Origin of the sequence: Bacillus sp. RC251, assembly GCF_044908765.1 — a bacterium.
GTDB classification, from domain to species: Bacteria; Bacillota; Bacilli; order Bacillales; family Bacillaceae_G; genus Bacillus_A; species Bacillus_A wiedmannii.
Genome location: NZ_JBIYDP010000010.1, coordinates 43,726 through 68,220, shown reverse-complemented (window position 1 = coordinate 68,220; position 24,495 = coordinate 43,726). Strand labels below are relative to the sequence as shown.

The following is a 24,495-nucleotide window of genomic DNA, read 5'->3' as shown; positions in this document are numbered from 1 at the left end:
TTTCCCTTCTCTCTTTATATAATTTACCTCTTAATTTTATTCTCAATTTTCTGAATTGTAAATATTTATATAGAAAAATCACTAGGTTATGATCCTAGTGATTCTTTATGCGCATGCCCTTCTCTTTTCGCAAACGGCATATACAAAATAAAACATCCAATAAGCGCAGCTATTTCTAATGAAATAATATAGTAAGGGTGTGGCCCTAACATATCGAGTAATGAAGCAGTTTCTGGCTTACGAGCTAAAAACATATAATTGCCACCTGTTTTGTAGTTCACAAAAGAAACGATTGGAATTATTATGTTTAAAAATATCATCGTACGCTTAATTGATTGCAAGGTCGGTCTATATCCTTCTACCCACGTCATAAAGAGTGGTGCCCAAATGAGTAATACATGTGCAACGAAGAATTCTATAAAGCGAAAATGCGGAAAAGCATATTGCACGTTCGGCGTTAAAATAGCTTGTGATGCACCGATAATCCCTGTAAAAAATACAATCTCATATATGCGGTAACTTTTCGTTACAATCATAATCGATGCTAACAATAAACTAATCGTACATAGCTCAAATGGTAATGAAGTGCCAAGTTCAAAAATCCCCGCTTTCCATTCCCACATATGGAGCCCAATTTCACTCCCAACAAATAAAAATGCAATCGCATATCGAACCGTTATATTCCACTCACTTTGCCGTAATATACCTTGGTATTGATACAGAAAAAATATCCCCACCAACATAATAAATAATATAAGGACGTGTTGCCTTGAGTATGGAATAAATGGTTTTAATGGATGCGCACTAAAATAAGCTTCCATCTTACCTCCTCCTCTCTTTCATACAATATTATTGTAAGAAAGAAACGACGAGTCAATTCATTTGCTTACACTAGGACAAGCTCTACCTTACATTTACATATTCATACCTTACAAAACTGTAAGGTTATTGTAAGCTAAAACGATTTGTCAGATTCTTCACCTCTTCTATACTGAATGTAGATACTAAAACGAACGAAAAGGTGATAAATAGATGAAGAAGAAAAATAAAGTGTTAATTACTAGTGTAGTAGCAATCGGTATTGCAGCTGGATCATATTTTGCATTTGCTGGCGGTAGTTCAGAAGTAGCAATGGCATATAGCGGATATAAAGTAACAGAAAAACAAATTGAAAACGCGCAAAAATTTGGCGGTGAAGTCATTCCAAACGGCATCGAAACAATTTCATTTGATCCAACAAAAGGTACGTATGAATTAGCTGTAAAAAAAGGGGATGAAGTAAAAAAAGGCCAGCTCCTTTTTAAATATAATGACCCTACTGCGAAACAAGGCATAACAGAAGCAGAAATGCAAAAGAAAATCGCACAAAAAGAAGTAACATTGTTCCAAAAACAAATTGATGCGGCGAAACAAAAATTACAAAAAGATAAAAATTCAGGTCTTCCTGCTGAAGCATTAAAAGCATCAGAAGTTGAAGTTGGGCAATTAGAATCACAAATTGAAATGAAAAAGTTTGAAGTTGAAAAAGCTGATGAAATGATTAAAGCAGCAAAAGAGAAAGTAAACACACTTTCTGTAACAAGTCCTGCTGATGGCGTAATTGATGATATCGTGAAAACTGCTGACGAAAAAACAGGTATGAGCGGAATTACTCTTCGTCACGCTGGTCAATTTAAGGTAAAAGGTCAACTTTCTGAATATGAGCTTGCTAGTATGAAAGTTGGGCAAGAAGTAACTGTTTCATCAAAAACTGTCGCTGGTAAGACTTGGACAGGAAAAGTAACAGAAATCGGTTCTACACCATTAAAGAGCATGGATGAAAATAAAACTGTTTCTAACTATCAATTCACTGTCACTTTAGATAATAGTGACGAACTACAAAACGGCTTCCACGTTTACGTAACAAGTAAATCTGGCGAAGCAACTGGTACAATTGTTCCGAAAAGCAGTATCGTGAAAAAAGGTGACAAAAATGTTGTCTTCGTTGTAAAAGACGGTAAAGCGAAAGAACAAGCAGTTACTGTTGAATTCGAGACTGATAGCGAAGCAAAAGTTTCTGGAGTGAAAAAAGGAGAGGAAATTATCTCTAAACCTGAAAAAGACTTAAAAGATGGTATGGAGGTTGTCGCCCAGTGATTAACTTAAAAGGCATCACGAAATCCTTCCAAAATGGTGCAGAATCCGTTCAAATATTACACGGAATTGACGTAACACTGAACCAAGGAGAATTCACTTCTATTATGGGACCTTCTGGTTCTGGTAAATCAACATTAATGAACATTATCGGTTGCTTAGATAAACCGACGACAGGTACGTACGAACTAGCTGGACAAAACATTTCAAACATGTCTGAAACAGAACTTGCACATGTTCGTAATAAAGAAATCGGATTCGTATTCCAAAACTTCATGTTATTACCGAGACTTACAGCACTTCAAAATGTAGAGCTACCTCTTATTTACGCTGGAGTCGATAAAAAGGAAAGACGTGAGCGCTCATTAGCTGCTTTAACAAAAGTCGGTTTAGCTGATCGCGCTACTCACTTACCGAATGAATTATCAGGTGGACAAAAGCAGCGTGTCGCTGTTGCACGTGCAATCGTAAATAACCCAAAATTCATTTTAGCCGATGAACCGACGGGAGCACTTGATACGAAAACAAGTACACAAATTATGGATCTCTTTTACGAATTAAATAAACAAGGCTCAACAATCATTATGATTACCCATGACCGTGAAATCGGAGAAGCTGCAGCACGTCAAATTGTAATTCGTGACGGAAATATCGTCCAAGATTGGAGAGGTTGATTTTGAATACGAGTGAAAATATACGCATGGCCCTTTCCTCTATCTTTGCTCATAAAATGCGTTCCATCTTAACGATGTTAGGTATTATTATCGGTATTAGTGCCATTATTACTATCATTTCAATGGGTGATGGTACAAACGCAAAGTTTAAAAAAGAATTAGGCCAAGGAAAAGATAACGAAGTAACGATTTACTACAACAATCCTGATTACGGAACAGATAGTGCCAAAATCACACCTGATATGCTAAAACGTCTGCAAACTATACCAGGCGTAAAAGATGTGTATCCAGACGTAAGTATGAAAGTAAAAGCATCTGCTGGTTCAAAAGATGTAAATCTTGATTTAAAAGGTGGAACAGGCGCCTTTATGACAGATTCGAAAATAAAATTAGTTCACGGTCGTGAATTAAATGACAGTGAACTAAACCAAGCAATCCCTGCTGTTATATTAAATGAAGAAGCTTTCAACAAATTATTTAGTAGTGGTTGGGAATCAAATCAATACACAGATATAAAAGGAAAGCCGTATAAAATAGTCGGTGTATACGAAACGAAAAACGACTTTGGAATGCCTATGCCTGAAGGTTATACATCACTTGAAAACGCGCCTGTCATTTCAGGAGTAAATGAGTATGACTCTGTAAGATTAACAATGACCTCTCCGACTGAACGTAAGAGTGTAGAAAAACAAGCTGTTTCTGTTTTAAACGAAATGAAAGCTCCTAAATTTGAGCACAAATTCGAAGCACAAGACTTAGGTGAATTTACGAAACAACTAGACGAATCAATCGGTATGATGAAAATGGTATTCGGTGGTATTGCTGCTATCTCCTTACTTGTTGGTGGTATCGGTGTAATGAACATCATGCTCGTATCTGTAACAGAACGTACACGAGAGATTGGTATTCGTAAAGCTCTTGGTGCAACACGTGGTAAAGTATTAACACAATTCTTAATCGAATCTTGTATTTTAACAGGACTTGGTGGTTTCATCGGATTCATGCTCGGTATTTTCTTCGCTTGGATCGTCTCAATCTTTGCTGGGTGGCCACTCGTTGTCTCAAAAGAACTTGGACTTCTTGCAGTAGGTATTTCAATGTTAATCGGTATTATATTCGGTTTACTTCCAGCTAACAAAGCTGCAAAACTGGATCCAATTGAATGTTTACGATATGAATAAACAAAAACGTAGGAGTTTACACTCCTGCGTTTTTTATTTACCTATTAAATCGTGTTTCTTCTATTATATATGTTTCACGTTACAACTATCATTCTAATGCGCTTCATTATTTATAGGTACTAAGGCTATTATCAAATTCTATTATTGCAAAAATACCATGTAACAGATGAAAATCAAGGCGTAATTTTTTCCATACTTCGACTGATTTTGTAACAATTATATCGATATTTTATTAAATTTCACCTCATTTATATCTTTTTACGTCTAAAAAGATTATTATTTCATAACTATTTTTTCATTTAAACAGTAAAATGCACTACTTTTGTAACGATATAGATATCTACAAGAAACATTGCTGTAATATTATTAATGTTACAGCAATTGAAATACTACTCATTTTGTGTTCCATATGCCCTAATACGCCAAAAAACAACAAGGAAGCGATATCAGGATATTTATGGAATTGTTACAGAATATTAATGCCCCGTTACGAAAGCTTTGTAATTTTATGTTTTTCGCAAATAAGAAAATAATGGTTGCTATAATGAGGTCAACGAAAACAAATGCAATGGAGGCTATTATGAAAAAATTTATGGGTATAGCAACAGCAGCGGTTTTTGGTCTTGGGATTTTCACAACATCTGCTAAAGCAGAAACAATCGTAACGACTGATGTACTAAATGTACGAGAAAACCCAACTACTGAATCACAAGTTGTCGGAAAGTTATTAGATGGATATAAAGTTAACGTTTTACATACAGAAAACGGATGGTCAAAAGTGAAATTGAATAGCGGTAAAGAAGCTTTCATTAGCGCTGACTATACAAAAGACACTTACTACGTAACAGCAAACGTATTAAACGTACGTGCTGGTGCAAACACAGACTCAGAAATTCTTGGTAAATTGAAACAAGATGATGTAATTGAAACAACACACCAAGTACAAAATGACTGGATTCAATTTGAATATAACGGAAAAACAGCTTATGTTCACGTTCCTTACTTGACAGGTAAAGCTCCAGTTAAAGTTCAGCCAGCAGTTAAAGTTGAAAAAACAACTAAAGTTCAAGATACAGCTAAAGTTCGTGAAGCAGTTAAAGCCGGTGAGGTAGCTGAAACTCAAGCAAAAGCTAAAGCACAAGAAGCAACTAAAGCTCGTGAAGCAGCTGAGGCTCAAGCAGAAGCTAAAGCACAAGAAGCGGCTAAAGCTCGTGAAGCAGCTAAAGCTCAGGCAGAAGCTAAAGCTCAGGCAGAAGCTGAGGCTCAAGCAGAAGCTAAGGCCGAGGAAGCAGCTAAAGCTCGTGAAGCAGCTAAAGCCGAGGCAGCAGCTGAAGCTCAAGCAGCGGCTAAAGCTCAAGAAGCAGCTAAAGCTCGTGAAGCAGCTAAAGCCGAGGCAGCAGCTGAAGCTCAAGCAGCGGCTAAAGCTCAAGAGGCAGCTAAAGCTCGTGAAGCAGCTGAAGCTCGTGAAGCGGCTAAAGCTCAAAAACCTGCTACACAACAACCTGTTGCAAAAGAAACTGAAACAAGTGCACCATCATCTTCTCGTGAGTTACGTGTTGTAGCAACAGCTTACACAGCAGATCCACTTGAAAATGGTTATAAAGCAGGCGACCAAGTAAAATCAGCTTTAGGTCACAACTTAACAGCTAATCCAAATATGAAACTTATTGCAGTTGACCCAAGTGTAATTCCATTAGGTTCAAAAGTATGGGTTGAAGGTTACGGAGTAGCAATCGCTGGTGATACTGGTGGAGCTATTAAAGGAAATAAAATCGACGTTTTAATGCCTGATAAAGGTACATCTAGTAACTGGGGACGTAAAACAGTTACAGTGAAAGTATTAAACTAGTTCGTATAAAAAGAGTCAGTCTCATTGAGGCTGACTCTTTTTTTGATTCTCGCATTCTAACTTTCTCTTGAAAGTAACTAATATGATCCCGAAGCAACTTTCACTCTGACATAAATAAGTTCCCTCGGTTTTTATATACTTTATCAAACGCCTTTAAAACTTCTTCATGATTAACAAACTTATGTAAAAAACGAAGAGCGATGACAATCTCCTTCTCTCCCGTCCAAATTAAATCTATCTCTTTGCATTCTATATACGATAGATTACTATTTCAACAAAAAAAGAGGATGCCATAGCATCCTCTCCTGCCCTTTCCTATTCCACACAAGTAAACTGCGTCCAAGCTCCTACATAATCTAGTAAGAATAACTCTTCTTCTGCAATTGTACCGACAATATTTTTCCGTTCATCTATCGGCATTTCTTTTAGAATGATTTGCAATTCGCCTTTATACTTACCAAATAAGTTGTTTCCAATTACAACTTGCCCTCTTTCCTGTAATACACTTTCGCGCACTGGGAAATCATAGTCTTTATACTTTTTACGCACTTCTGTAGAACGTACCATATATTCTGTTATATCGCCGCGTCTTACGTGTAATTCTTGCAGTGTCGCTTTCTTTTCTACTTCAGTCGCTTCTTCTACAAAGTGTACTTTCAGCTGTAACATGTAACGATTTAAGTTTCCTAGTTTCTCTAACTCTTCTTCACTCGCATAAGCATTTCCGATAATCACATCATCAATAAGCCCTGTCGCCCATAAATGTTTCGCTTGTACTTCAATCGGTAAATTACGATGCTCTTCTAGCGTACATAATCCGTCATTAATATCCCATGGACCGATATTAGCTGCATGTGACGTAATAAATGCTGCCGTGCGAATACCATGCTTTTTAAAGCGTTCACTACAGCGAATGAAATAATCATACGGAAGACCAGTGAACTTTTGCGGATAGAAGTTATGACAACCAATTAAAGCTGGTTTATTCGCCTGATGCGAAAGGATATTTTCTAAGTATGCAATATCATTACTTACGTTTAGTTCAATTTTTAAGCCGTACGGATTATTCGTCATTTTTGCTTCTGTTAATCCGTCAAAACCTAAATCTAAACGAATACCGTCTGCACCTAACTCTGCAAAGAATGATAGATCACTATAGCTAATACCAAGTTGATCGAATACTGCCGGAGCTACATCTAAAATAACTTCCATATTGTTATCTTTTGCATGATTAATAATTTCTTTAAATTCAGCTACAATTTCTTCTTTTGGACGATTCACAGATAATAGACATGTGAATATTCTTGAAAAACCGTGGCGTGCCGCTGCCGAAATGTATGCCATATCTTGTTCTTTCGTTGAATGCTCTGGATAAAGTGAAATTCCTAATTTACGCTCCATGCTTTTGCATCTCCTTCACACGTTGTATTAATGCCATGCTCGTAAATCTATATTTTGCAGATAAACATGTTGCACATAAAATCGTTGGTACAATAATTACGTATGGTGATTGTAATCCCAACATTACATAAGCACCCATTGAACAACCGATAAATAAAATTGATACGAGTAGTAAAACTAATAAAGATTTACTTTGTACCCATTTTGAATAATGTGCAATACACTGCCCCGCTACAAATGTAATTAAGATGATAATTGCTCCGAGCATTCTGTTTTCTCCTCTCCTGCTAATTGTTGTTTTTCATACATTTTGAAGAATGGATAGTAAATAACAAATGAGATAACAAAGTTAATAAGTACAAGTACACCAGCCATAATTGTCCAGTCTGTACTAATAATCGCTGCAATTGGAGCTAACATCGTAAATGGCAATTTCGCCATCATGAGCGGAATCATACCTGAAACAACTGCGAAATATGATACTGTCGTTGTCACTAACGGTGTAATAACGAATGGAATAATTAAGATTGGGTTCATTACAATTGGTGCCCCGAAAATAATCGGTTCGTTAATATTGAATAAACCTGGTACGAATGATAATCTACCTAACTCTTTTAGGAACTTAGATTTAGAGAACATAAACATAATAACTAAAGCTAACGTTGAGCCTGATCCACCGATCCATACGAACCATTGAATAAATTGCTCTGTAAATAAGTTTGGTAATTGATGTGCATTTCCTGTAGCTGTGAATACTTCCATATTTTCAAGAATTGCTGAATCCCACATCGGACGAATAATTGGTCCTAAAATGGCTGGGCCATGTATACCGAATGACCAGAAGAACACGATTAAGAATACTGTTAATAAACCGCCGAATAAATTATTTCCTACTAATACTGATTTTAGTGGTGCGATTAAATATGTGATTGTTGTATTTACATCAAATTTTAAACCGTAACGAATACCCCAGAATAAAAGAATAACGACTAAAGTTGGAATTAATGCTGCAAACGAGTTTGCAACTGCTGGTGGTACACTATCTGGTAATTTAATCGAGATATTATGCTTAATCATAAAATGATAAATTTCTACTGCAATTAAAGCTGTAACAATTGCGCCGAATAAAGACGTTGCACTTAATGTTCCTACTGAAATATATCTTCCCGCATCAATAACACCTGGTACAGCTTTCGTAATTTGAATTGGTTCAACTGATGCTAGTAAAAAGGCGAGTACAGATAACAACCCTGCACTTAACTGATTGAGCTGATAAAAGTTTGCGAGTGAAGCTCCTACCCCAAATGCTGCGTATAACGCCATTAAACCTACTGTGAATCGGAATGGAATATCTAAAATATGGCGAAATGGCGCAATCCACTCCATATACGCATCAATTGGTAAATTTAAAAAGATAACGAAAAATGATCCGACAATCGTTAACGGCAATGTAGAAATAACTCCGTTTCGAATTGCTAATAAATGTCGTTGTCCTGCAATCTTTTGCGTTGTTGGCATAATTTTTTGTTCCATAAAACTCATAAAACCATTCATCAATACCCCTCCTCTTTCTCTTTACTACGAAAGAACGAAATAAAGTTATAACATTATAATGTTTATATTTAAAAAAATATATTTATGCTAAAACTAATTGTTCTGCTTGTTTCAGTACTTTTAAACCGTCACACATGCCATAATCTCTTTGTTCTATTATTGCAACCGGTATATCGTATGATTTCGCAAGAAACTGTACCGCTGGAAACAAATACTTCACCTGTGGCCCGATTAAAACAACATCAGCATTTTTTATTTCCAGTTTCACAAGTTCTGAATCAACTGCTTTAATTTTATAATCCTTCCCTTGTTTCTTTGCCTCTTCTTGCATTTTTCTTACAACCATACTCGTTGACATGCCCGCTGCACAACATAATAAAATGTACATGTTATACTGTCACTTTCTCTTCCACTCGTTTATGAAGAGTAATAAATTCTTCAGCAAGTTCTTTCACTGTAATTGCATTCATTAAATGATCTTGTGCATGCACCAACAATAAACTGATTTCTGCATGATTTCCTCTTGCTTCTTCTTGAATTAAGTCTGTTTGAATGCGATGAGCTGCTGAAATCTCTTCACTAGCAAGCATCATCTTTTCACTCGCATTCTCAAAATCTCCTTGTCTTGCAAAAGCGATTGCTTCAAGCGCCGCGCTTCTCGCATTGCCACCATGTAAAATTAACGCAAATGGAGTTTGCATATCATTCATTTTAAATTCCCCCAAGCTATCTTTTTTCTATATTGTTATCTTATTATGAAAACGCATACAATTAAACATAAAAAACTTCCGTTGTGTAACGGAAGTTTTTATATACTTTTTCAAAACGATAGTAAAATCTCTTGAAATTCTTCAATCATTCCAGCCTGAGTTAATTTCTCTATCGCACTTTGACTAGACATAATATCATATAAAAAATCATAAAGCTTTTGTAAATCTTCATTATTATTGCGCTTTACACTAAATAAAATAATAACTTGTACTTTCTTATCTCCCCAGTCAACCGCTTTATTAAGTGTACAAAACATCAAAAATGTTTTCTCACTTAATAGCTGCATCGGATGTGGAATTGCAACTAAATTCCCAACGGCTGTAGGAGATGTATTCTCTCTTTCCATAACAGAATCATAAAAGTTTTCTGGTACATAGTTTTTCTCAGCTGCTTTCTCACATAAAAACTGGATAACCTCTTCCTTCGTAGAAGCACTATGATTTAAAAAGATTAAATCTTCCTTTATATACTGCTGCACACTAGTATTCACATGCGTAAACAACTGCTGACCGATCGACTTAATCTCTTTATCATCAAATATTGAGTTCACTTTTATAACAGGAACAGGCAAACCACTCGGTATATGAATCGTACTAATAATACAATCTATTTTATCTTTATAAAGGTCTTCCACTTTCAATTGATAATAACCTGTAATCCCTACAATCTCTAATTTATCTCGGAACTGTGATAGAATTTTATATTTCAATAGCTGGGCGCTTCCTTGACCAGTCGCACAAACTAGTAAACATCTTTTCTTTTGATTCTGTTCCTGTAAACGACTCATCGCTCCCCCGAAGTGAATCGCAATATAACCAATTTCACTTTCCGGAATCGATTCTCCCGTATAATCACCAATTATATCTCCAACGAGAACCGCAATTTCAAAAGCATACGGATAATTCTTTTTCACTTCTGCCAAAAGAGGATTTCTCGTATTTAACTTATACTTCAAACGGTTTAATAACGTTTTTAAATGAACACCAAATCCAAATAATAATTCTTCATCATAATAAAAAATAAGATTCCGTTCTTCCGCTACTTTAAAAAGAATATGTTGCATAAATGCATATAGATCTTTCCCTAATAGTTCTTCCACATTTTCATAACGATCTCTCGCTGTAACAGCAGTACTTAATAAATGCATCGTCACATATAAAACTTCTTCTTCTGGAAATGAAAGATGCAACTCTTTCTCTAAATCTCCTACAATCTGTTTCGCAATTGTATATTCTTTCTTTATGATAAGTTCTGATTGCTCCGCATTCAGTCCTTTCATATAATGTTGATCTTCACAACGCCTTATTGCAATTGCAATATGAATAACTAAATTATCAATTTCTATATCTGATAAATATATCGTTCCTCCCTCGATATACTTTAAGATAACTGAACGGATAAGCGGTATATGAGGTAACGATAAATATGTATCCCTCTGCTCAAATTGCTCATGAAACGGAGTATGATCATAGCGCGGTAAACCATATTGTGATAAACAAGACCGAATATGAAACTCCTCTCCCACAATACGTATACCATAATACGGTCTCTTTTCAATTTGTAATCGATAGCGACCACATATATCTGTCACATCTTTCATAATTAAATTTACAGTCGATTTACTCACATAAATCTCCTCAGCTAACTGTGAAAGCTTCACATACCCCTCTGTCGTTACAATACGTTGCAGAATGTACGCTATCCTTTCTTCATAAGAAGTCGGGATCTTTTCCGTCTGTTTTTGAAATAGACTCAAGCAAAACTCTTCAAATTTCTTCGCCTGTATAATTTCTAGTTCGTATCCAGTTCCTCTTTGCGATTCAATTTTCGCCCCGTTTTCTTCCAATATATCATTTAATAATTTTATATCTTTTTGAATCGTCTTCGTTGATACATGTAAACGGCTCGCTAAAAAAGCTCGATTTAACATCGATTTCTCTTCTAAAAACTCCTCTAAAATAGAAATTAATCGCTGATGCACTTTTGTCATAGCTCTTCCTCTCACAATTTATATATAAAAAGGAAAAAGCTGCTGAGGTCAGTAGTTTTTTCCTTTTTCATTTTATCTATTTCTTTAATGTAAATCCGAATTTATCCCATGCTTGTAAATAATCTAATAAGAAAATTTCTTCTTCCACAATTCGGCCAACTACATTTGTTTTTCCTGTATTCACCATATCTTTTAACGCAATTTGTAATTCACCTTTATATTGACCATACTGTTCATTATCAATTAAAAGATCACCGCGTTTAATTTCGCGTGTATTATGCGGTTTGAACTCTTCTTTCTTATATTTCACACGACTTTGTGTCGAGCGAATCATATATTCAGATACATCTCCGCGGTAAAAATGAGGCTCGTCTAATACGATAATTTTTTCTAGTTCTGTTGTTGTATCATATAATCCTATATCAAATGTTTGTTTCTCTTTATTTAATGTACCTAGTGCTTGTAATTCTTCTGCTGACGCATACGCGTTCGCAATAATAACATCATCAATTAATTCTGTCGCAAATAAATGCTTCGCTTGTGTTGTCATCGGTAATTCACGATGCTGCTCTAACGTACATAACCCTTCTGTTACTGGCCAAGGTCCGTACGTTGCATCAAATGATGATATAAACGCAGCCGTTCTCATACCGTAATCTTTAAATTGTTTCGAGCATTTAATGAAATGATCGTATGATAATCCTGAATAACGATGCGGATAAAAATTATGGCAACCAATTAAATTTTCACGATTTGGTCTATGGCTCATAATGTTATCTACATATTTCGTACCGTTACTCATATTAATTTCAATTTTTAAGCCGTATGGATTGTAAGTCATAATCGATTCTTCTAAACCAGAGAATCCAACATCTAAACGAATACCGTACGCTCCTAACTCATGGAAGAAAGATAAATCATTATATGAAATACCTAATTGTGTAAAAACAGACGGACTAATATCAACTAATACTTGGAACCCTAATGCATTTGCATGAGAGATCGTTTCTTTAAACTCTTCTATAATTTTCTCTTTTTCTCCATCTACAGACAATAAGCATGTGAATACACGTGTAAATCCGTATTTACTTGCTAATGTTAAATATTCCTTATCTTTCTCTACTGTTGAATGTTCTGGATAAATAGAAATACCTAATCGTCTCATATGTACACGCCTCTTTCTTCATTGTTTTGTAAACCTTTTCAAATATATGTAGTGAAAAAGTATGTATCCCCTTCTCATTCACTACTTTTTGAATCCGCTTTCTTTAAAGAAAAAACAATTTCTATCATTCATAACAACTACAAGTCTATACATCTATACTTTACAACTTTTTTTCATAGTTGTGTAGCTTTTACACAAATTTGTCAGTTTTTCCACCTCGAAAATTGTTATACGTTTTCAAGGCACCTTCCTTGACTGTTACATTGACCAATACATATACTCGAAAGAACAGAGAAAACTTTTATATAGGGGATGAATATATGGGAGAAGCAATACTCGTAAAACGAGAATCGTTATGGACGAAAGAGTTTGTCGCTTTAATTTTTGCAAACTTATGTATGTTTTTAGGGTTTCAAATGTTAATTCCTACTTTACCTGTTTATGTGAAAGAAATTGGCGGCACAAGTTCTAATATCGGATTTGTTGTAGGCATGTTTACCGTGGCGGCACTTTTTGTTCGACCACTGACTGGAAACGCCTTGCAAAAATTCAATAAAAAAATCATTTTAATGATCGGTACTGCTATTTGTTTACTCGCTATGGGTAGTTATCTTTTCGCTTCAACCGTCTTCCTATTGCTTGCCGTGCGAATTTTACACGGAGCTGGCTTTGGTATTACAACGACTACATATGGAACTGTCGTTTCAGATTTAATTCCGCAAGCTCGTCGCGGCGAAGGCATGGGATATTTCGGTCTTTCTGGAACGATTGCAATGGCGCTCGGTCCACTTATCGGAATTTGGCTTATGCAAACATATAACTTCACGATTCTTTTTTTATGTGCACTTTCATGTACAATTGTTTCATTAATATTAACGAAACTACTTCAAATCAAAAAATCGCCGCAACCACCACAGCATACATCTGGTACTTTTCTCGATGGATTTATTGAGCGCAAAGCTTTACTTCCTTCATTATTAATATTATGTATTACATTAATGTACGGTGGAATCGGGAGCTTTATTACATTATTTGCTACGGAAGTCGGAATTGCTGATATAAGCCTTTTCTTCTTATTTAATGCTCTAGCAATTGCTGTCACTCGTCCGTTTTCTGGAAAATTATACGATGCGAAAGGCCATGCATTCGTTATTATTCCAGGAGTTATTATTACGTTTACAGGTATTATTTTACTATCGTATACAACTACCATTCCGAGTTTAATTATTGCAGCAGCATGCTACGGAAGTGGCTTTGGAGCGATTCAACCGGCATTACAAGCATGGATGATCGACCGAGTAGCACCGCACCGACGAGGAGTCGCAACAGCTACATTCTTCTCAGCGTTTGACCTTGGAATTGGTGCTGGCGCAATTATTTTTGGATTCATTGCACATTTTACAAACTACGCAACTGTATATCGCTATTCCTCTCTATTACTTATTGCTTTCCTGTTCATTTACATCACAAGTATAAGAAAGCAAAAGCATGGAGATAAAAACAGAGAAAAAGCTGCTGGATAATTCAGTAGCTTTTTTATATGCAAAAGCGGAATGAGTCACAAGGAAAAATTAATACAATCATTTCCCTACATATTTTTTTAACTTTCATCAAAAAATATACGATGAACTCGCAGACGCTTTCCTTCATATCCAACTGAACAATACTATTCTAAAAAGTGTGATTTCTTTACAAAAAACACTGTTTATATAGGTATAAAACCAATAAAATCCAGCTATTTCTTTAAAGAATTGTAAACTTTTCACCCCTTTGTAAATTTAGTGTAAATTTTACTGATAAACCGTTTACAGTGCCTCAAGGTTTAGTTAATAATTACATCGTACATGAAATTTAAGGAGTGGAATGCGTGGAATACAATATTCAAGATATGATCTTCCAGTTCATTGGTGGATTAGGTATTTTCTTATTCGGTATTAAATACATGGGCGATGGACTGCAACAAGCAGCTGGAGATCGTCTTCGCGATATTTTAGATCGCTTTACAACAAACCCACTTATGGGTGTACTAGCAGGTATGTTAGTTACTGTATTAATCCAATCAAGTTCAGGAACAACCGCTTTAACAGTCGGACTTGTAAGTGCCGGATTTATGACATTAAGACAAGCAATCGGTGTTATTATGGGTGCGAATATCGGAACGACAGTTACTGCATTTATTATCGGAATTAAAATCGGAGAATATGCGCTCCCAGTTATGGCAGTTGGAGCGATTTTACTATTCTTCTTTAAAAATAAAAAAGTACATTCTGTAGGTCAAGTTGTATTCGGTTTTGGTATGTTATTCTTCGGTTTAGAATTAATGAGCGCAGGTATGAAACCTCTTCGCTCTTTAGAGTCATTCCAAGAGTTAATGGTTAGCATGAGTGACAATCCAATTTTAGGAATTATTGTCGGTACAGTGTTCACTTTAATTGTACAAAGCTCAAGCGCAACAATCGGTATTTTACAAGAACTATTCGGTCAAGGTGCTATTGATTTACAAGCTTCTCTTCCTGTATTGTTCGGTGATAACATCGGTACAACAATTACAGCAGTATTAGCAGCAATCGGTACTTCAATTGCCGCAAGACGTGCAGCATTAGTTCACGTTATCTTTAATATTATCGGTACCATTATCTTTACAATTTTATTAGTACCATTTACAAGTTTAATCCAATATTTCCAAACGTCATTAAACTTAAATCCAGAAATGACAATTGCATTTGCACATGGAACATTTAACGTAACAAATACAATCATTCAGTTCCCATTTATTGCAGTATTAGCATGGATCGTAACAAAAATTATTCGTGGTGAAGATTCATCTATTAACTTCAAACCACAACATTTAAATCCAATCTTTATTGAGCAATCTCCAGCTATCGCTTTAACTGAAGCTCAAAAAGAGGTTGTGCGTATGGCTGAATTTTCATTACATGGCTTAAAAGAAGCGAATCAATATTTAAATACACAAGACAAAAAGCACGAAAACATGGCTACTCAATTAGAAGGAGCTATTAACAATTTAGATAAAAAAATTACCGAGTATTTAGTTTTACTATCAGAAAAGCCGCTTTCACCTTCAGACTCTGAAAAACACTCCGTTTTAGCTGGTGTTGTTGGAGATATTGAACGTGTCGGTGATCATGTAGAAAACCTTGTAGAACTTGTAGATTTCCAAATTTCAAACCGTGTTTCACTATCAGACGAAGCACTAGCTGAACTAAATGAAATGCTTGAGTTAACAATTTCAACATTACAAGATGCAATCAATGCTTTAACAAACTTCGATACTGAATTAGCTCAAACAGTTATTGCAAAAGAACGCAAAATCGACCAAATGGAACGTGTTCTTCGTAAACGTCACGTATTACGCCTAAACGAGCGTAGCTGTTCAGGTGATGCAAGTATCATCTTCGTTGATATGGTAAGTAACTTAGAGCGTATCGGTGATCACGCTGTAAATATTGCTGATGGTGTTTTAGGTGAACAAGGTAAAATCAATTTAAAACAATCATTATAATAGGAAAGAGACGCTAATGTAAGCGTCTCTTTTTTCATTTCATATTTACAACTGTTCTTCCTTTTAACTTTCCTTGCAATATAAGTGTAAACTTTTCATCTAACTCTTCTAATGTACATTCTTCTGTATAAGATAGTAGCTCATTATTTTCCCATTCACTTGCTAAGAGCTTCCACACATCTCTTCTCACATCCACTGGGCATTGCACAGAATCTATTCCTAAAAGACTTATACCTCGCAAAATAAACGGATATACCGTTGTTTGTAATTCCTGACCTGCCACATTACCGCACGTCGTTACACAACCACCATACTTTACCGTTTTTAAAGCTGTTTCTAACATACGTCCACCTACAGTATCGATAACTCCAGCGTATATCCCTTTTAACATTGGCCTTCCTGATTCATCATACAATTCCGTACGATGAATCACTTGTTTCGCTCCTAGACGTAGTAGCATCTCTTCCTCTTCCATTTTCCCTGTCGCTCCTACTACGTTAAATCCTAACTTACTTAAAATACTAACAGCTACACTCCCCACGCCGCCTGTTGCACCCGTGACTAAAACATCTCCCATACTAGGCGTTATGCCTGCTCCAATAAGCTTATATACTGATAAAGCAGCTGTAAAACCTGCTGTCCCGTACATCATACTTTCCTTTAATGACATTCCCTCTGGTAAAGGGATGATCCAAGATGCTGGCACGCGAATATATTCTCCGAAACCACCAGAAGTATTCATACCTAAATCATAACCCGTTACGATGACTTGGTCTCCTACCTTAACGGCTTCATCTGCACTACTCACAACCATTCCTGCTGCATCAATCCCTGGCGTATGAGGATATGTTCTCGTAACACCTTTATTACCCGTGGCTGAAAGAGCATCTTTATAATTTAATGAAGAATAATGAACCTGTATTAATACGTCTCCCTCAGGTAAACTACTTACTTCTCTCTCTACAACGTTTCTTACAAACTGCTTACTTTCTGTTTCGTTCACAACGATTGCTCGGAATGATGTATGATTCATTATGCTCGCTCCTTTATCCGTAAATTTCTTCTTTATTATATAGAAGAAATAAGTAAACCTACTCATTTCTTCTTGGCTATATTTCAACAAATCTTACTTCTCTATTACTTTCTCACAATACATATTTTCATTTCTACTAAAACAACTTATACTTATTCTACATCTCAAAAATAAAATATAAAAAATCTGACTTTTTATAAATATATTGAATTTTTACGAAATGTAAATGATTTGTAATGTTTTTTTTCGTCAAATTTCATTATAATAAGTGGATATGAGTGTCGTATTTCAATTCAAATGAAGGAGTACAAGAAATGGAGCAAAACCCATCTTTGCAAGAAAATACACGCAGTAAACCGAAAAAAGGTAAGAAAAAAACAAAAATTATTATAAGCGTTATTCTATTCTTTTTAATAATAGGTGGCGGTTATACTTGGTTTTTAGTAAATAAAGCATCTTCTGCTGTTCGAAATGCCGCACACGATTTAGCACGCGGTGATAAATCTGATTTACGTGATAAAGCTGTAAAACCTATCGCAAATAACGTCTCTGTCTTAGTCATGGGTGTTGATGAAAGCGATGTCCGCGGGAAAGAATATGGTGAAGCTATAAGAACGGATGCACTATTACTTGCAACGTTTAATAAAGATAGCAAAACTGTAAAACTATTAAGCATTCCACGAGATACATATACTTATATTCCAGTGGAAAAGAAAAAAGATAAAATTACACACGCTCATGCATACGGTTCTACTAAAAACGGAAAAGATGGTGGACCCCAAGCAAGCATTGATGCAGTTGAAAAATTAATGAATGTTCCCGTTGATTACTTTGTAAAGTTTAACTTCAAGTCATTTATGAAAATTGTCGACGATTTAGGTGGTATTGAAGTCGATGTACCAGTTGAATTTACTGAACAAGATAGTAATGATACTGCTGATGCGATTCACCTGAAGAAAGGTGTTCAAAAGCTAAATAGTGAAGAAGCTCTTGCCCTTGCTAGAACGCGCCACATCGATAGTGATGCAATGCGTGGTCAACGCCAACAGCTCGTTATTGAAGCTATTTTAAAGAAACTAACAAGCGTTGGATCTGTAACAAAAGTTGGTAACATCATTGATGATATTAACGGCCAATTCGTTACGAACTTAACATTCGATGATATGCTTTCATTCTATAAGTACGGATCGGATTCGGAAATTGAGAAATTACAAATTCAAGGTGAAGACTGCTATATGGAAAAAGGTGACGATACATGTAGCAAATCTGCTGGTGGCGGCCGAACATATTACTACAATCCAGATAAAAAAGAATTAGCAACTGTTACAAACGAACTTCGTACTCACCTTGGATTACCTGCATATACAAAAACAGACTCTGATTCAAAGAAAACAAGCACAGAGAAAACAAAAGAATCTAAGTCGGAAAATTCAAGTGAACGTGAATCAAGTAACAATGAATCTAAAAATAAGAATAAAAATAGCAGTGAAGATACAGAAACATCATCTAACGACAATGAATAAAAAAGAAGCAGTTCTCTATGGAGGTAGAGTACTGCTTCTTTTTATTTCTTCGGAATTAAAAATCAGAACTTTCTAACTATCTTTTTTAATATTTTTAAATTATAATAAATAGTAGCAATCTATTCCAATTATCAGGGGGCTCATACATATGAAAGCTGCAGTAAAACATAACATCTCAGATTTTAAAGACTACTTAAAATCCAACGATATATACATGGAAGAAAATATAGATGAAAATGACGGTTCTGTTCATTTTTCGGTAGGATTAGAGACCGAAGCTGGCGCAAAAATTCAACTTATCGCTGCATTCCAAAACGAACATCCTACTGTGGATATATACTGCTTCAATGTTGCTCACGTACCTGATGCAACATCAACAAATGATATTTTGCATGTCATCAATGAATTAAACACATCTTACCGATTTGCAAAATTCACGTTAAATAAGCAAAATGCAATTGATATTTCAGCATCACTTGCATTCTCAGAACCAAATTTCAATCCAGCACTTGTCTTTGAACATACGAGAATGCTATATAAATTAGCAAATGACGAATATAAAAACTTAATGAAAGTTATTTGGGCATAAATAAAAGGATGGGCTGCAAGCAGCGCCATCCTTTTATTTCGATAACATATCAATCCACATCTTAACAGCAGTGCCTACAATCAAAATCGATAACATATATTGCAATGCTTTTTGATTGATCCTCTTCCCAACTCGAGCTCCAAGCGGCGCAGCAAAGATACTTGCAATCGCAATAATAAGAGCTGGAATTACAACTACTTGCCCAGTTATCACTTTTCCAGTCGTAATCCCTATTGAGGAAATAAACGTAATAGCGATAGATGTTGCTATTGTTGTACGTATCGGCAATTTTAAAATAACTAGCATAATAGGAACTAATAAGAAAGAACCTCCAGCACCTATAATGCCTGATGCGCCTCCTACAATAAACGCTAACAAGCTTGCTAACCATTTATTATATGTCACTTCACCACTATTATTTCGTTTCGGTACGAACATCATAATAGCAGCAATTGTTGCTAACGCTGCATAAACAACATTGACCGTCTGTTCCGCTAATACGTTAGCACCAAAACTCCCTATGAAACTTCCTATTAATATACTTGCTCCCATATACACAACTAGCGTTTTATCCATATCATTACTTTTCCGATAGGCCCATGCCCCTGCAAAAGTTGCAAAGAATACTTGAACCGCTGTAATACCACTTACTTCATGTGACGTATAACTAGTAAATCCTAGCAATACCGGAATATATAGGATCATTGGATAATTAATAATCGCACCGCCAATTCCAACCATTCCTGATATAAACGATCCTATAAACCCAATTATAAAAAGTAATACGACTAAGCTCATCTTACATCCCCTCCCTTCTAAAAAGAAGGTGAACTAAATGAATAAGTTTACATTCCCATCCGAAGCATCTGCTAAATAAGCTCCTACTCCTGCAAACTCTACCCCTTCCATAATCTCTTCCTCTTTTAACCCTAATAAATCTACTGTCATTTGACAAGCTACAAGTTTAATCCCCTGTTCTTTTGCCAAATCGATTAAATCTGGTAAAGACATAGCATTATGTTTTTTCATAATACCTTTAATCATCTTTGGTCCCATACCCGCAAAATTCATTTTCGATAATCCCATCTTGTCTGCACCACGCGGCATCATTTTTCCAAATACTTTTTCTATGAAAGTTTTCTTCACCTTCACATGCTCATCTTTCCTTAAAGCATTTAATCCCCAAAAAGTATGAAAAATAGTTACCTCTTGATCATACGCCGCGGCACCATTTGCAATAATATAAGCAGCCATCGCTTTATCATAATCTCCGCTAAATAAAACGATTGTTGTTTTCTTCTGTTGTTCCATGTTGTTCTCCCTCCGATTACCTATAGGGGTATTTTGTCATTTGTAAAAAGGCTCAAATCATTTATCTCTGTACTATACGATTTTACCTTCCCACGCTAACATACCACCTACCATATTGATTGCTTGAAAACCGTAGCTCTCTAAAAACTGAACTGCTCGTGCACTTCTTCCGCCAGAACGACAAACGATAATATATTCTTTGTTTTTATCCAACTCATGCATTCGAAACTCTAATAGTCCTAGTGGAATGTTACTTGCTTCTGGAATTTTCCCCTCGGCTATTTCTTCTACTTCACGTACGTCTACGATATTTACTTCTTCTTTACGTAACAATTTTTCTTCTAATTCTTTTACTGTCATTTCTTTCATTTTAAATTCCCTCCTCACAAACCATTCATACCACCTGAAACATTGATAACTTGCTGAAACCTTAATTTCTTTAATACCTTTGCTGCTTGCTTACTTCTCATCCCGCTCTGACAAATAACGATTACTTCCTTATTTTTATCTAATTGATTTGCTTTACTAACTAACTCATTTAACGGGATATTCTTAAACCCTTTCATATGATTTCCTCTATATTCACCTACTGTACGAACATCGATAAATTGCTTCCCCTTTTTTCCCGCTATACTCTTTAATTCTTTTCCACTTATATTTTGAACACCTTTTACCGGTAAAAAACGTGGAATAACAAATCCTGCAGCCAGTACAATGAAGAGCGTACTTAATATTGTATTCATATAACCAACCTCTCTACATTTATGAAACTACTACGCCTTCTTAATCCAAAACTTCAGCACATCAGCTTCTTCTACATGCTTTACGATGTCATGACCACCTTTATTTGCCCACGCTGGAATATCCTTAACTGACCCTTTATCCGTTACATGTACTTCTAACACTTCTCCAGTTTGTAAAGTATCCATCGCCTTCTTCGTTCTTACAATCGGCATCGGACATGCTAAACCTGTCGCATCTAATACTTGTTTTACATCCATCATCTATTCCTCCATTTTTTATTTATTTCTTATTCGTGAACAGCACAACGGTTTGGACCAATCTCCATTTCACGCTCTTCGTCTTGACTTGGATTTAATCGCCCCATATTTGTTTGACGAATTTCTTGATATGCATTCGGTTGAGGTGGTAAATTCTCTGTTACAACTTTACGAAACTCTCCCTCATCCTCAATATTTAATCCTGCATTATACGCAAATAAATCTTTTAATTTAGCACTAACAATGCCACTCTCGTCCATTTCACTTATTTTTGAATAATGAGCTGGTAACACAATCAATTGTTGAGATAATACTTTATATCGGTCATATAAAGTTTCTCGCAAATCACTCACCCAATCTTCAGCCTTTCCAGCAAGATCTGGACGCCCGATTGAATCTACAAATAAAATATCGCCTGATAATAAATAGGAATCATCTACAATAAATGATGTACTTCCAATCGTATGCCCGGGTGAGTATAATGCATCAATTTCAATTTTAGTACCCCCCACCGTAATGACAGATCCTTCAACGAGCGGTTTATATGAGAAAACAACTTCCTCCGCATCTTTTGGCGGTAACCAATACGTACCATCTACTTTTTCCGCTAACTTACGTCCGCCAGAAATATGGTCTGCATGTAAATGTGTATCCATTACACTCGTAATCGTAACGCCATGCTCTTTCGCAAACTCTTCGTATGCTTCAATTGTTCTTACTGCATCAATAACTGCTGCTTCACCGTTGGAAACGACCATATAAGATAAACAGCCTTTTCCAAGGCGGTTAAATTGATATATACTCCCGCCATTTTTTAAATCTCCAACTTTTATAGGCTTTACATATTCACTCCATGCCTTCATACCACCAGCTAAATAATAAATATTTTCTAATCCAGCCTCTGTTAATTGCTCTGCCACAAATATAGAAGACCCTTCTTTTGCACACACTACTAAAACATCTTTATCTTTAGGTAATTCACTTACAATATGATCTACACCATCTAACAAATCAAAATACGGTTTATTTATAGAAGAAATTTGTTTCCCTTCAATTTTCCAATCTTCATAATCCGTCTCATTACGAACATCTAAAATAAATAACTCTCCGAATAAAACTTTCTCTGCAACATCTTTTGCTTGTAACGGTTTAACGTTCATTTCACTACCCCCATAGGTATATTTTCAGTTAAAAAATTTTATTTCCCCACATTTCCTTGCCACTCTAACATACCTGGAATGACATTTGTCACATTTAAATACCCTTTATCTGTTGCCTGAACTTCAATCACTTGCCCTGATGTCAAACCTTCCATCGCCTTCTTCGTCTTCACAATCGGCATCGGACAGGCCAAACCTTTACAATCTAAACTCATATCCACTTTTATACTCATAGTCGATTCCTCCATAATTTATCCCGCATTAACGGGCAGTAAGACCCCCACCTCAAAATTCAGCGAAAGCAAAGAAATTAGGCGGGAGTGGGGCTGCCCGTAAAAGCCCGATTGGTGAGGGCTGATAATCAGTGGGGGATGAACAAAAACCCCACTGATTAAAGTTTCACTTTATATACTTATACCTGTAGGGGTATATTAAAATGTTTTTGAAAATCTGTCAACACTTATGTTTGACAGATTATCGGCTTTTTACAAGTAATTGAACAGCTTCTTTAATTAACTCTTCATTTGAACCATTACCGCTTTCAAACTGCTCACGCAAACATTGCTCTAAATTCGTTCCCACAACAAGTCCAATTGTACGATCAAGTGCAGAACGAGATGCCGTTAACTGTGTAATAACCTCTCGGCAATCTTTTCCTTCTTCCATCATACGAAGCACACCACGAACCTGACCTTCAATACGTTTCAATCTATTTTTCATATCTTGATTATATTCCACTGTAAACCACCTCCGTATTTATAACTATATTATACATTACTTTGTAACTTTGTATAATACAATATACCCTATAGGGTACATTGTAAAGGGTTTTGTTTTTTGAAACCCTCTAAGGTATATTAAAAATACAAAAGCCACTGATTTTATTGACTTTTTCATTTCTCACCTACACTGCATTATTATCTTACTTCTTATAAACTCTTTGTAAAACTATAATCCATTTCTCCACCTAGTGCTGCAGCTGTATCACCAGTTTCTCTAAAATCATGTGTATATATTTTTTCAAATGAACCGAAATCTACTTGCTTATAAAATTCGAAACAAGGGAATCCATCATGCTCTCCTTGCATATCAATACTACCATCCTTTTTCACACATACATGTAATACATAATCTACAGGAGGTGCATATATATTTAACGGATTACTTGCACTCGCACTCATTTTAAATTGCACACTATCAGGGTTCCATACGATATTCGTGCACACAATATTTTCAGTACTCGCTTTTCCTGTTCTTTTATTCACAGAACCATCTGGATTCGTAATCTTCTCTGTCGTAATACCTGTGTTCGCATATGAAAACACTTCTTCTTTATAAAAATCCACTACTACCTCTTGCTCAACTCTAGAGCGCATAGTATTTACCGCATGTGGTGTAAATTCACGGGAATCACCTTCAAATTGAATTATTTTTCCTGTTTCCATATCCTTTCTCGGTTCTGTCCAAGGCATTGGAATAAATACGTTAGCTCTAATTTTTACGATATTAGTCATAAAAAACACCTCTATAATTCTAATTTTATACACTGCATTATTTAATCAAAAACACTATTTCAGCCATATAATTAAAATCTTTCTTTTTTACGTTGGCTACTTCCTTCTTACAAATGATGCTAT

The 24,495-nt window shown here is 35.7% G+C and carries 25 protein-coding genes and 2 pseudogenes; 8 read left to right on the top strand and 19 right to left on the bottom strand.

Translation table 11 applies throughout. The features are described from left to right. Positions 1-86: 86 nt before the first annotated feature. Positions 87-821, bottom strand: coding sequence for a YwaF family protein (locus ABH961_RS23135; protein ID WP_048545708.1), 735 nt, complete (start codon positions 819-821; stop codon positions 87-89). Positions 822-1,032: 211 nt separating this feature from the next. Between ABH961_RS23135 and ABH961_RS23130 the strand changes: the two genes are divergently transcribed. The 4 genes from ABH961_RS23130 to entC all read left to right on the top strand — a co-directional run bounded on the left by ABH961_RS23130 (position 1,033) and on the right by entC (position 5,837). Further along, positions 1,033-2,136: an efflux RND transporter periplasmic adaptor subunit gene (locus ABH961_RS23130; RefSeq protein WP_048545709.1), complete on the top strand. Its 1,104-nt coding sequence runs from the start codon at positions 1,033-1,035 to the stop codon at positions 2,134-2,136. After that, positions 2,133-2,807 carry an ABC transporter ATP-binding protein gene (locus ABH961_RS23125; protein WP_000609100.1) on the top strand — a complete coding sequence of 225 codons (675 nt, stop codon included), beginning with the start codon at positions 2,133-2,135 and terminating at the stop codon, positions 2,805-2,807. Before ABH961_RS23130 ends, ABH961_RS23125 begins: the two co-directional genes overlap by 4 nt. A 2-nt stretch (positions 2,808-2,809) precedes the next feature. Then, on the top strand, positions 2,810-3,988 hold the full coding sequence (locus ABH961_RS23120) for an ABC transporter permease (protein WP_098079838.1): 1,179 nt from the start codon (positions 2,810-2,812) through the stop codon (positions 3,986-3,988). Between the two features lie 457 nt (positions 3,989-4,445). Next, positions 4,446-5,837 (top strand): cell wall-binding protein EntC, encoded by a 1,392-nt coding sequence (gene entC, locus ABH961_RS23115; protein ID WP_098642589.1) that lies wholly within the window; start codon positions 4,446-4,448, stop codon positions 5,835-5,837. Between the two features lie 100 nt (positions 5,838-5,937). Here entC and ABH961_RS23110 read toward each other — a convergent pair. From ABH961_RS23110 to ABH961_RS23075, 8 genes and pseudogenes are all read right to left on the bottom strand, one after another. Then, positions 5,938-6,060 (bottom strand): annotated as a pseudogene (locus ABH961_RS23110) (HEAT repeat domain-containing protein); the annotation flags it as partial. Between the two features lie 92 nt (positions 6,061-6,152). Then, positions 6,153-7,238 carry a DUF871 domain-containing protein gene (locus ABH961_RS23105; protein WP_048545715.1) on the bottom strand — a complete coding sequence of 362 codons (1,086 nt, stop codon included), beginning with the start codon at positions 7,236-7,238 and terminating at the stop codon, positions 6,153-6,155. Continuing rightward, on the bottom strand, positions 7,228-7,506 hold the full coding sequence (locus tag ABH961_RS23100) for a hypothetical protein (protein ID WP_000900031.1): 279 nt from the start codon (positions 7,504-7,506) through the stop codon (positions 7,228-7,230). The genes ABH961_RS23105 and ABH961_RS23100 overlap by 11 nt, the downstream gene beginning before the upstream one ends. Then, positions 7,482-8,792 carry a PTS sugar transporter subunit IIC gene (locus ABH961_RS23095; protein ID WP_002063903.1) on the bottom strand — a complete coding sequence of 437 codons (1,311 nt, stop codon included), beginning with the start codon at positions 8,790-8,792 and terminating at the stop codon, positions 7,482-7,484. Before ABH961_RS23095 ends, ABH961_RS23100 begins: the two co-directional genes overlap by 25 nt. An 82-nt stretch (positions 8,793-8,874) precedes the next feature. Continuing rightward, a complete protein-coding gene (locus tag ABH961_RS23090; RefSeq protein ID WP_000275638.1) occupies positions 8,875-9,180 on the bottom strand; it encodes a PTS sugar transporter subunit IIB in 306 nt (101 codons plus the stop codon). Position 9,181: 1 nt separating this feature from the next. Further along, positions 9,182-9,502, bottom strand: coding sequence for a PTS lactose/cellobiose transporter subunit IIA (locus ABH961_RS23085; RefSeq protein ID WP_048545720.1), 321 nt, complete (start codon positions 9,500-9,502; stop codon positions 9,182-9,184). A 110-nt stretch (positions 9,503-9,612) separates the two neighbouring features. Continuing rightward, positions 9,613-11,553 carry a BglG family transcription antiterminator gene (locus ABH961_RS23080; protein ID WP_098079834.1) on the bottom strand — a complete coding sequence of 647 codons (1,941 nt, stop codon included), beginning with the start codon at positions 11,551-11,553 and terminating at the stop codon, positions 9,613-9,615. Positions 11,554-11,629: 76 nt separating this feature from the next. Beyond that, positions 11,630-12,718 (bottom strand): DUF871 domain-containing protein, encoded by a 1,089-nt coding sequence (locus ABH961_RS23075; protein WP_098079832.1) that lies wholly within the window; start codon positions 12,716-12,718, stop codon positions 11,630-11,632. Positions 12,719-13,038: 320 nt separating this feature from the next. Here ABH961_RS23075 and ABH961_RS23070 point away from each other — a divergent pair, with 320 nt between their 5' ends. After that, a complete protein-coding gene (locus ABH961_RS23070; RefSeq protein WP_098079830.1) occupies positions 13,039-14,241 on the top strand; it encodes an MFS transporter in 1,203 nt (400 codons plus the stop codon). Positions 14,242-14,585: 344 nt separating this feature from the next. After that, positions 14,586-16,241 (top strand): Na/Pi cotransporter family protein, encoded by a 1,656-nt coding sequence (locus ABH961_RS23065; protein ID WP_404520110.1) that lies wholly within the window; start codon positions 14,586-14,588, stop codon positions 16,239-16,241. Positions 16,242-16,275: 34 nt separating this feature from the next. Here ABH961_RS23065 and ABH961_RS23060 read toward each other — a convergent pair whose 3' ends face one another. Beyond that, complete coding sequence (locus tag ABH961_RS23060; RefSeq protein WP_098681688.1) at positions 16,276-17,274, bottom strand: YhdH/YhfP family quinone oxidoreductase; 999 nt, start codon at positions 17,272-17,274, stop codon at positions 16,276-16,278. A gap of 314 nt (positions 17,275-17,588) precedes the next feature. Between ABH961_RS23060 and ABH961_RS23055 the strand changes: the two genes are divergently transcribed. Both ABH961_RS23055 and ABH961_RS23050 read left to right on the top strand, forming a co-directional pair. Beyond that, on the top strand, positions 17,589-18,797 hold the full coding sequence (locus ABH961_RS23055) for an LCP family protein (RefSeq protein WP_141520098.1): 1,209 nt from the start codon (positions 17,589-17,591) through the stop codon (positions 18,795-18,797). 148 nt (positions 18,798-18,945) lie between these two features. Further along, positions 18,946-19,386 carry a hypothetical protein gene (locus ABH961_RS23050; protein ID WP_000642361.1) on the top strand — a complete coding sequence of 147 codons (441 nt, stop codon included), beginning with the start codon at positions 18,946-18,948 and terminating at the stop codon, positions 19,384-19,386. A 33-nt stretch (positions 19,387-19,419) separates the two neighbouring features. Here ABH961_RS23050 and ABH961_RS23045 read toward each other — a convergent pair whose 3' ends face one another. The 9 genes and pseudogenes from ABH961_RS23045 to ABH961_RS23005 all read right to left on the bottom strand — a co-directional run bounded on the left by ABH961_RS23045 (position 19,420) and on the right by ABH961_RS23005 (position 24,372). Next, complete coding sequence (locus tag ABH961_RS23045) at positions 19,420-20,184, bottom strand: sulfite exporter TauE/SafE family protein (RefSeq protein WP_048545736.1); 765 nt, start codon at positions 20,182-20,184, stop codon at positions 19,420-19,422. Positions 20,185-20,217: 33 nt separating this feature from the next. After that, the gene (locus ABH961_RS23040; protein ID WP_098048685.1) at positions 20,218-20,697 is read right to left on the bottom strand and encodes a DsrE/DsrF/DrsH-like family protein; all 480 of its coding nucleotides are present in this window, start codon (positions 20,695-20,697) and stop codon (positions 20,218-20,220) included. A gap of 72 nt (positions 20,698-20,769) precedes the next feature. Continuing rightward, positions 20,770-21,066: a rhodanese-like domain-containing protein gene (locus ABH961_RS23035; protein ID WP_098048686.1), complete on the bottom strand. Its 297-nt coding sequence runs from the start codon at positions 21,064-21,066 to the stop codon at positions 20,770-20,772. A gap of 14 nt (positions 21,067-21,080) precedes the next feature. After that, entirely contained in the window at positions 21,081-21,440 is a 360-nt protein-coding gene (locus ABH961_RS23030) for a rhodanese-like domain-containing protein (RefSeq protein WP_098633627.1), read from the bottom strand. A 30-nt stretch (positions 21,441-21,470) separates the two neighbouring features. Continuing rightward, entirely contained in the window at positions 21,471-21,701 is a 231-nt protein-coding gene (locus tag ABH961_RS23025; RefSeq protein WP_046960279.1) for a sulfurtransferase TusA family protein, read from the bottom strand. A gap of 26 nt (positions 21,702-21,727) precedes the next feature. Next, entirely contained in the window at positions 21,728-22,858 is a 1,131-nt protein-coding gene (locus ABH961_RS23020; RefSeq protein ID WP_404520107.1) for an MBL fold metallo-hydrolase, read from the bottom strand. 101 nt (positions 22,859-22,959) lie between these two features. Then, a pseudogene (locus ABH961_RS23015) lies at positions 22,960-23,091 on the bottom strand (sulfurtransferase TusA family protein); the annotation flags it as partial. Between the two features lie 241 nt (positions 23,092-23,332). After that, on the bottom strand, positions 23,333-23,596 hold the full coding sequence (locus tag ABH961_RS23010) for a metal-sensitive transcriptional regulator (RefSeq protein ID WP_000456206.1): 264 nt from the start codon (positions 23,594-23,596) through the stop codon (positions 23,333-23,335). Between the two features lie 191 nt (positions 23,597-23,787). Continuing rightward, a complete protein-coding gene (locus ABH961_RS23005) occupies positions 23,788-24,372 on the bottom strand; it encodes a DUF3238 domain-containing protein (RefSeq protein ID WP_098642594.1) in 585 nt (194 codons plus the stop codon). Between the last annotated feature and the right edge of the window lie 123 nt (positions 24,373-24,495).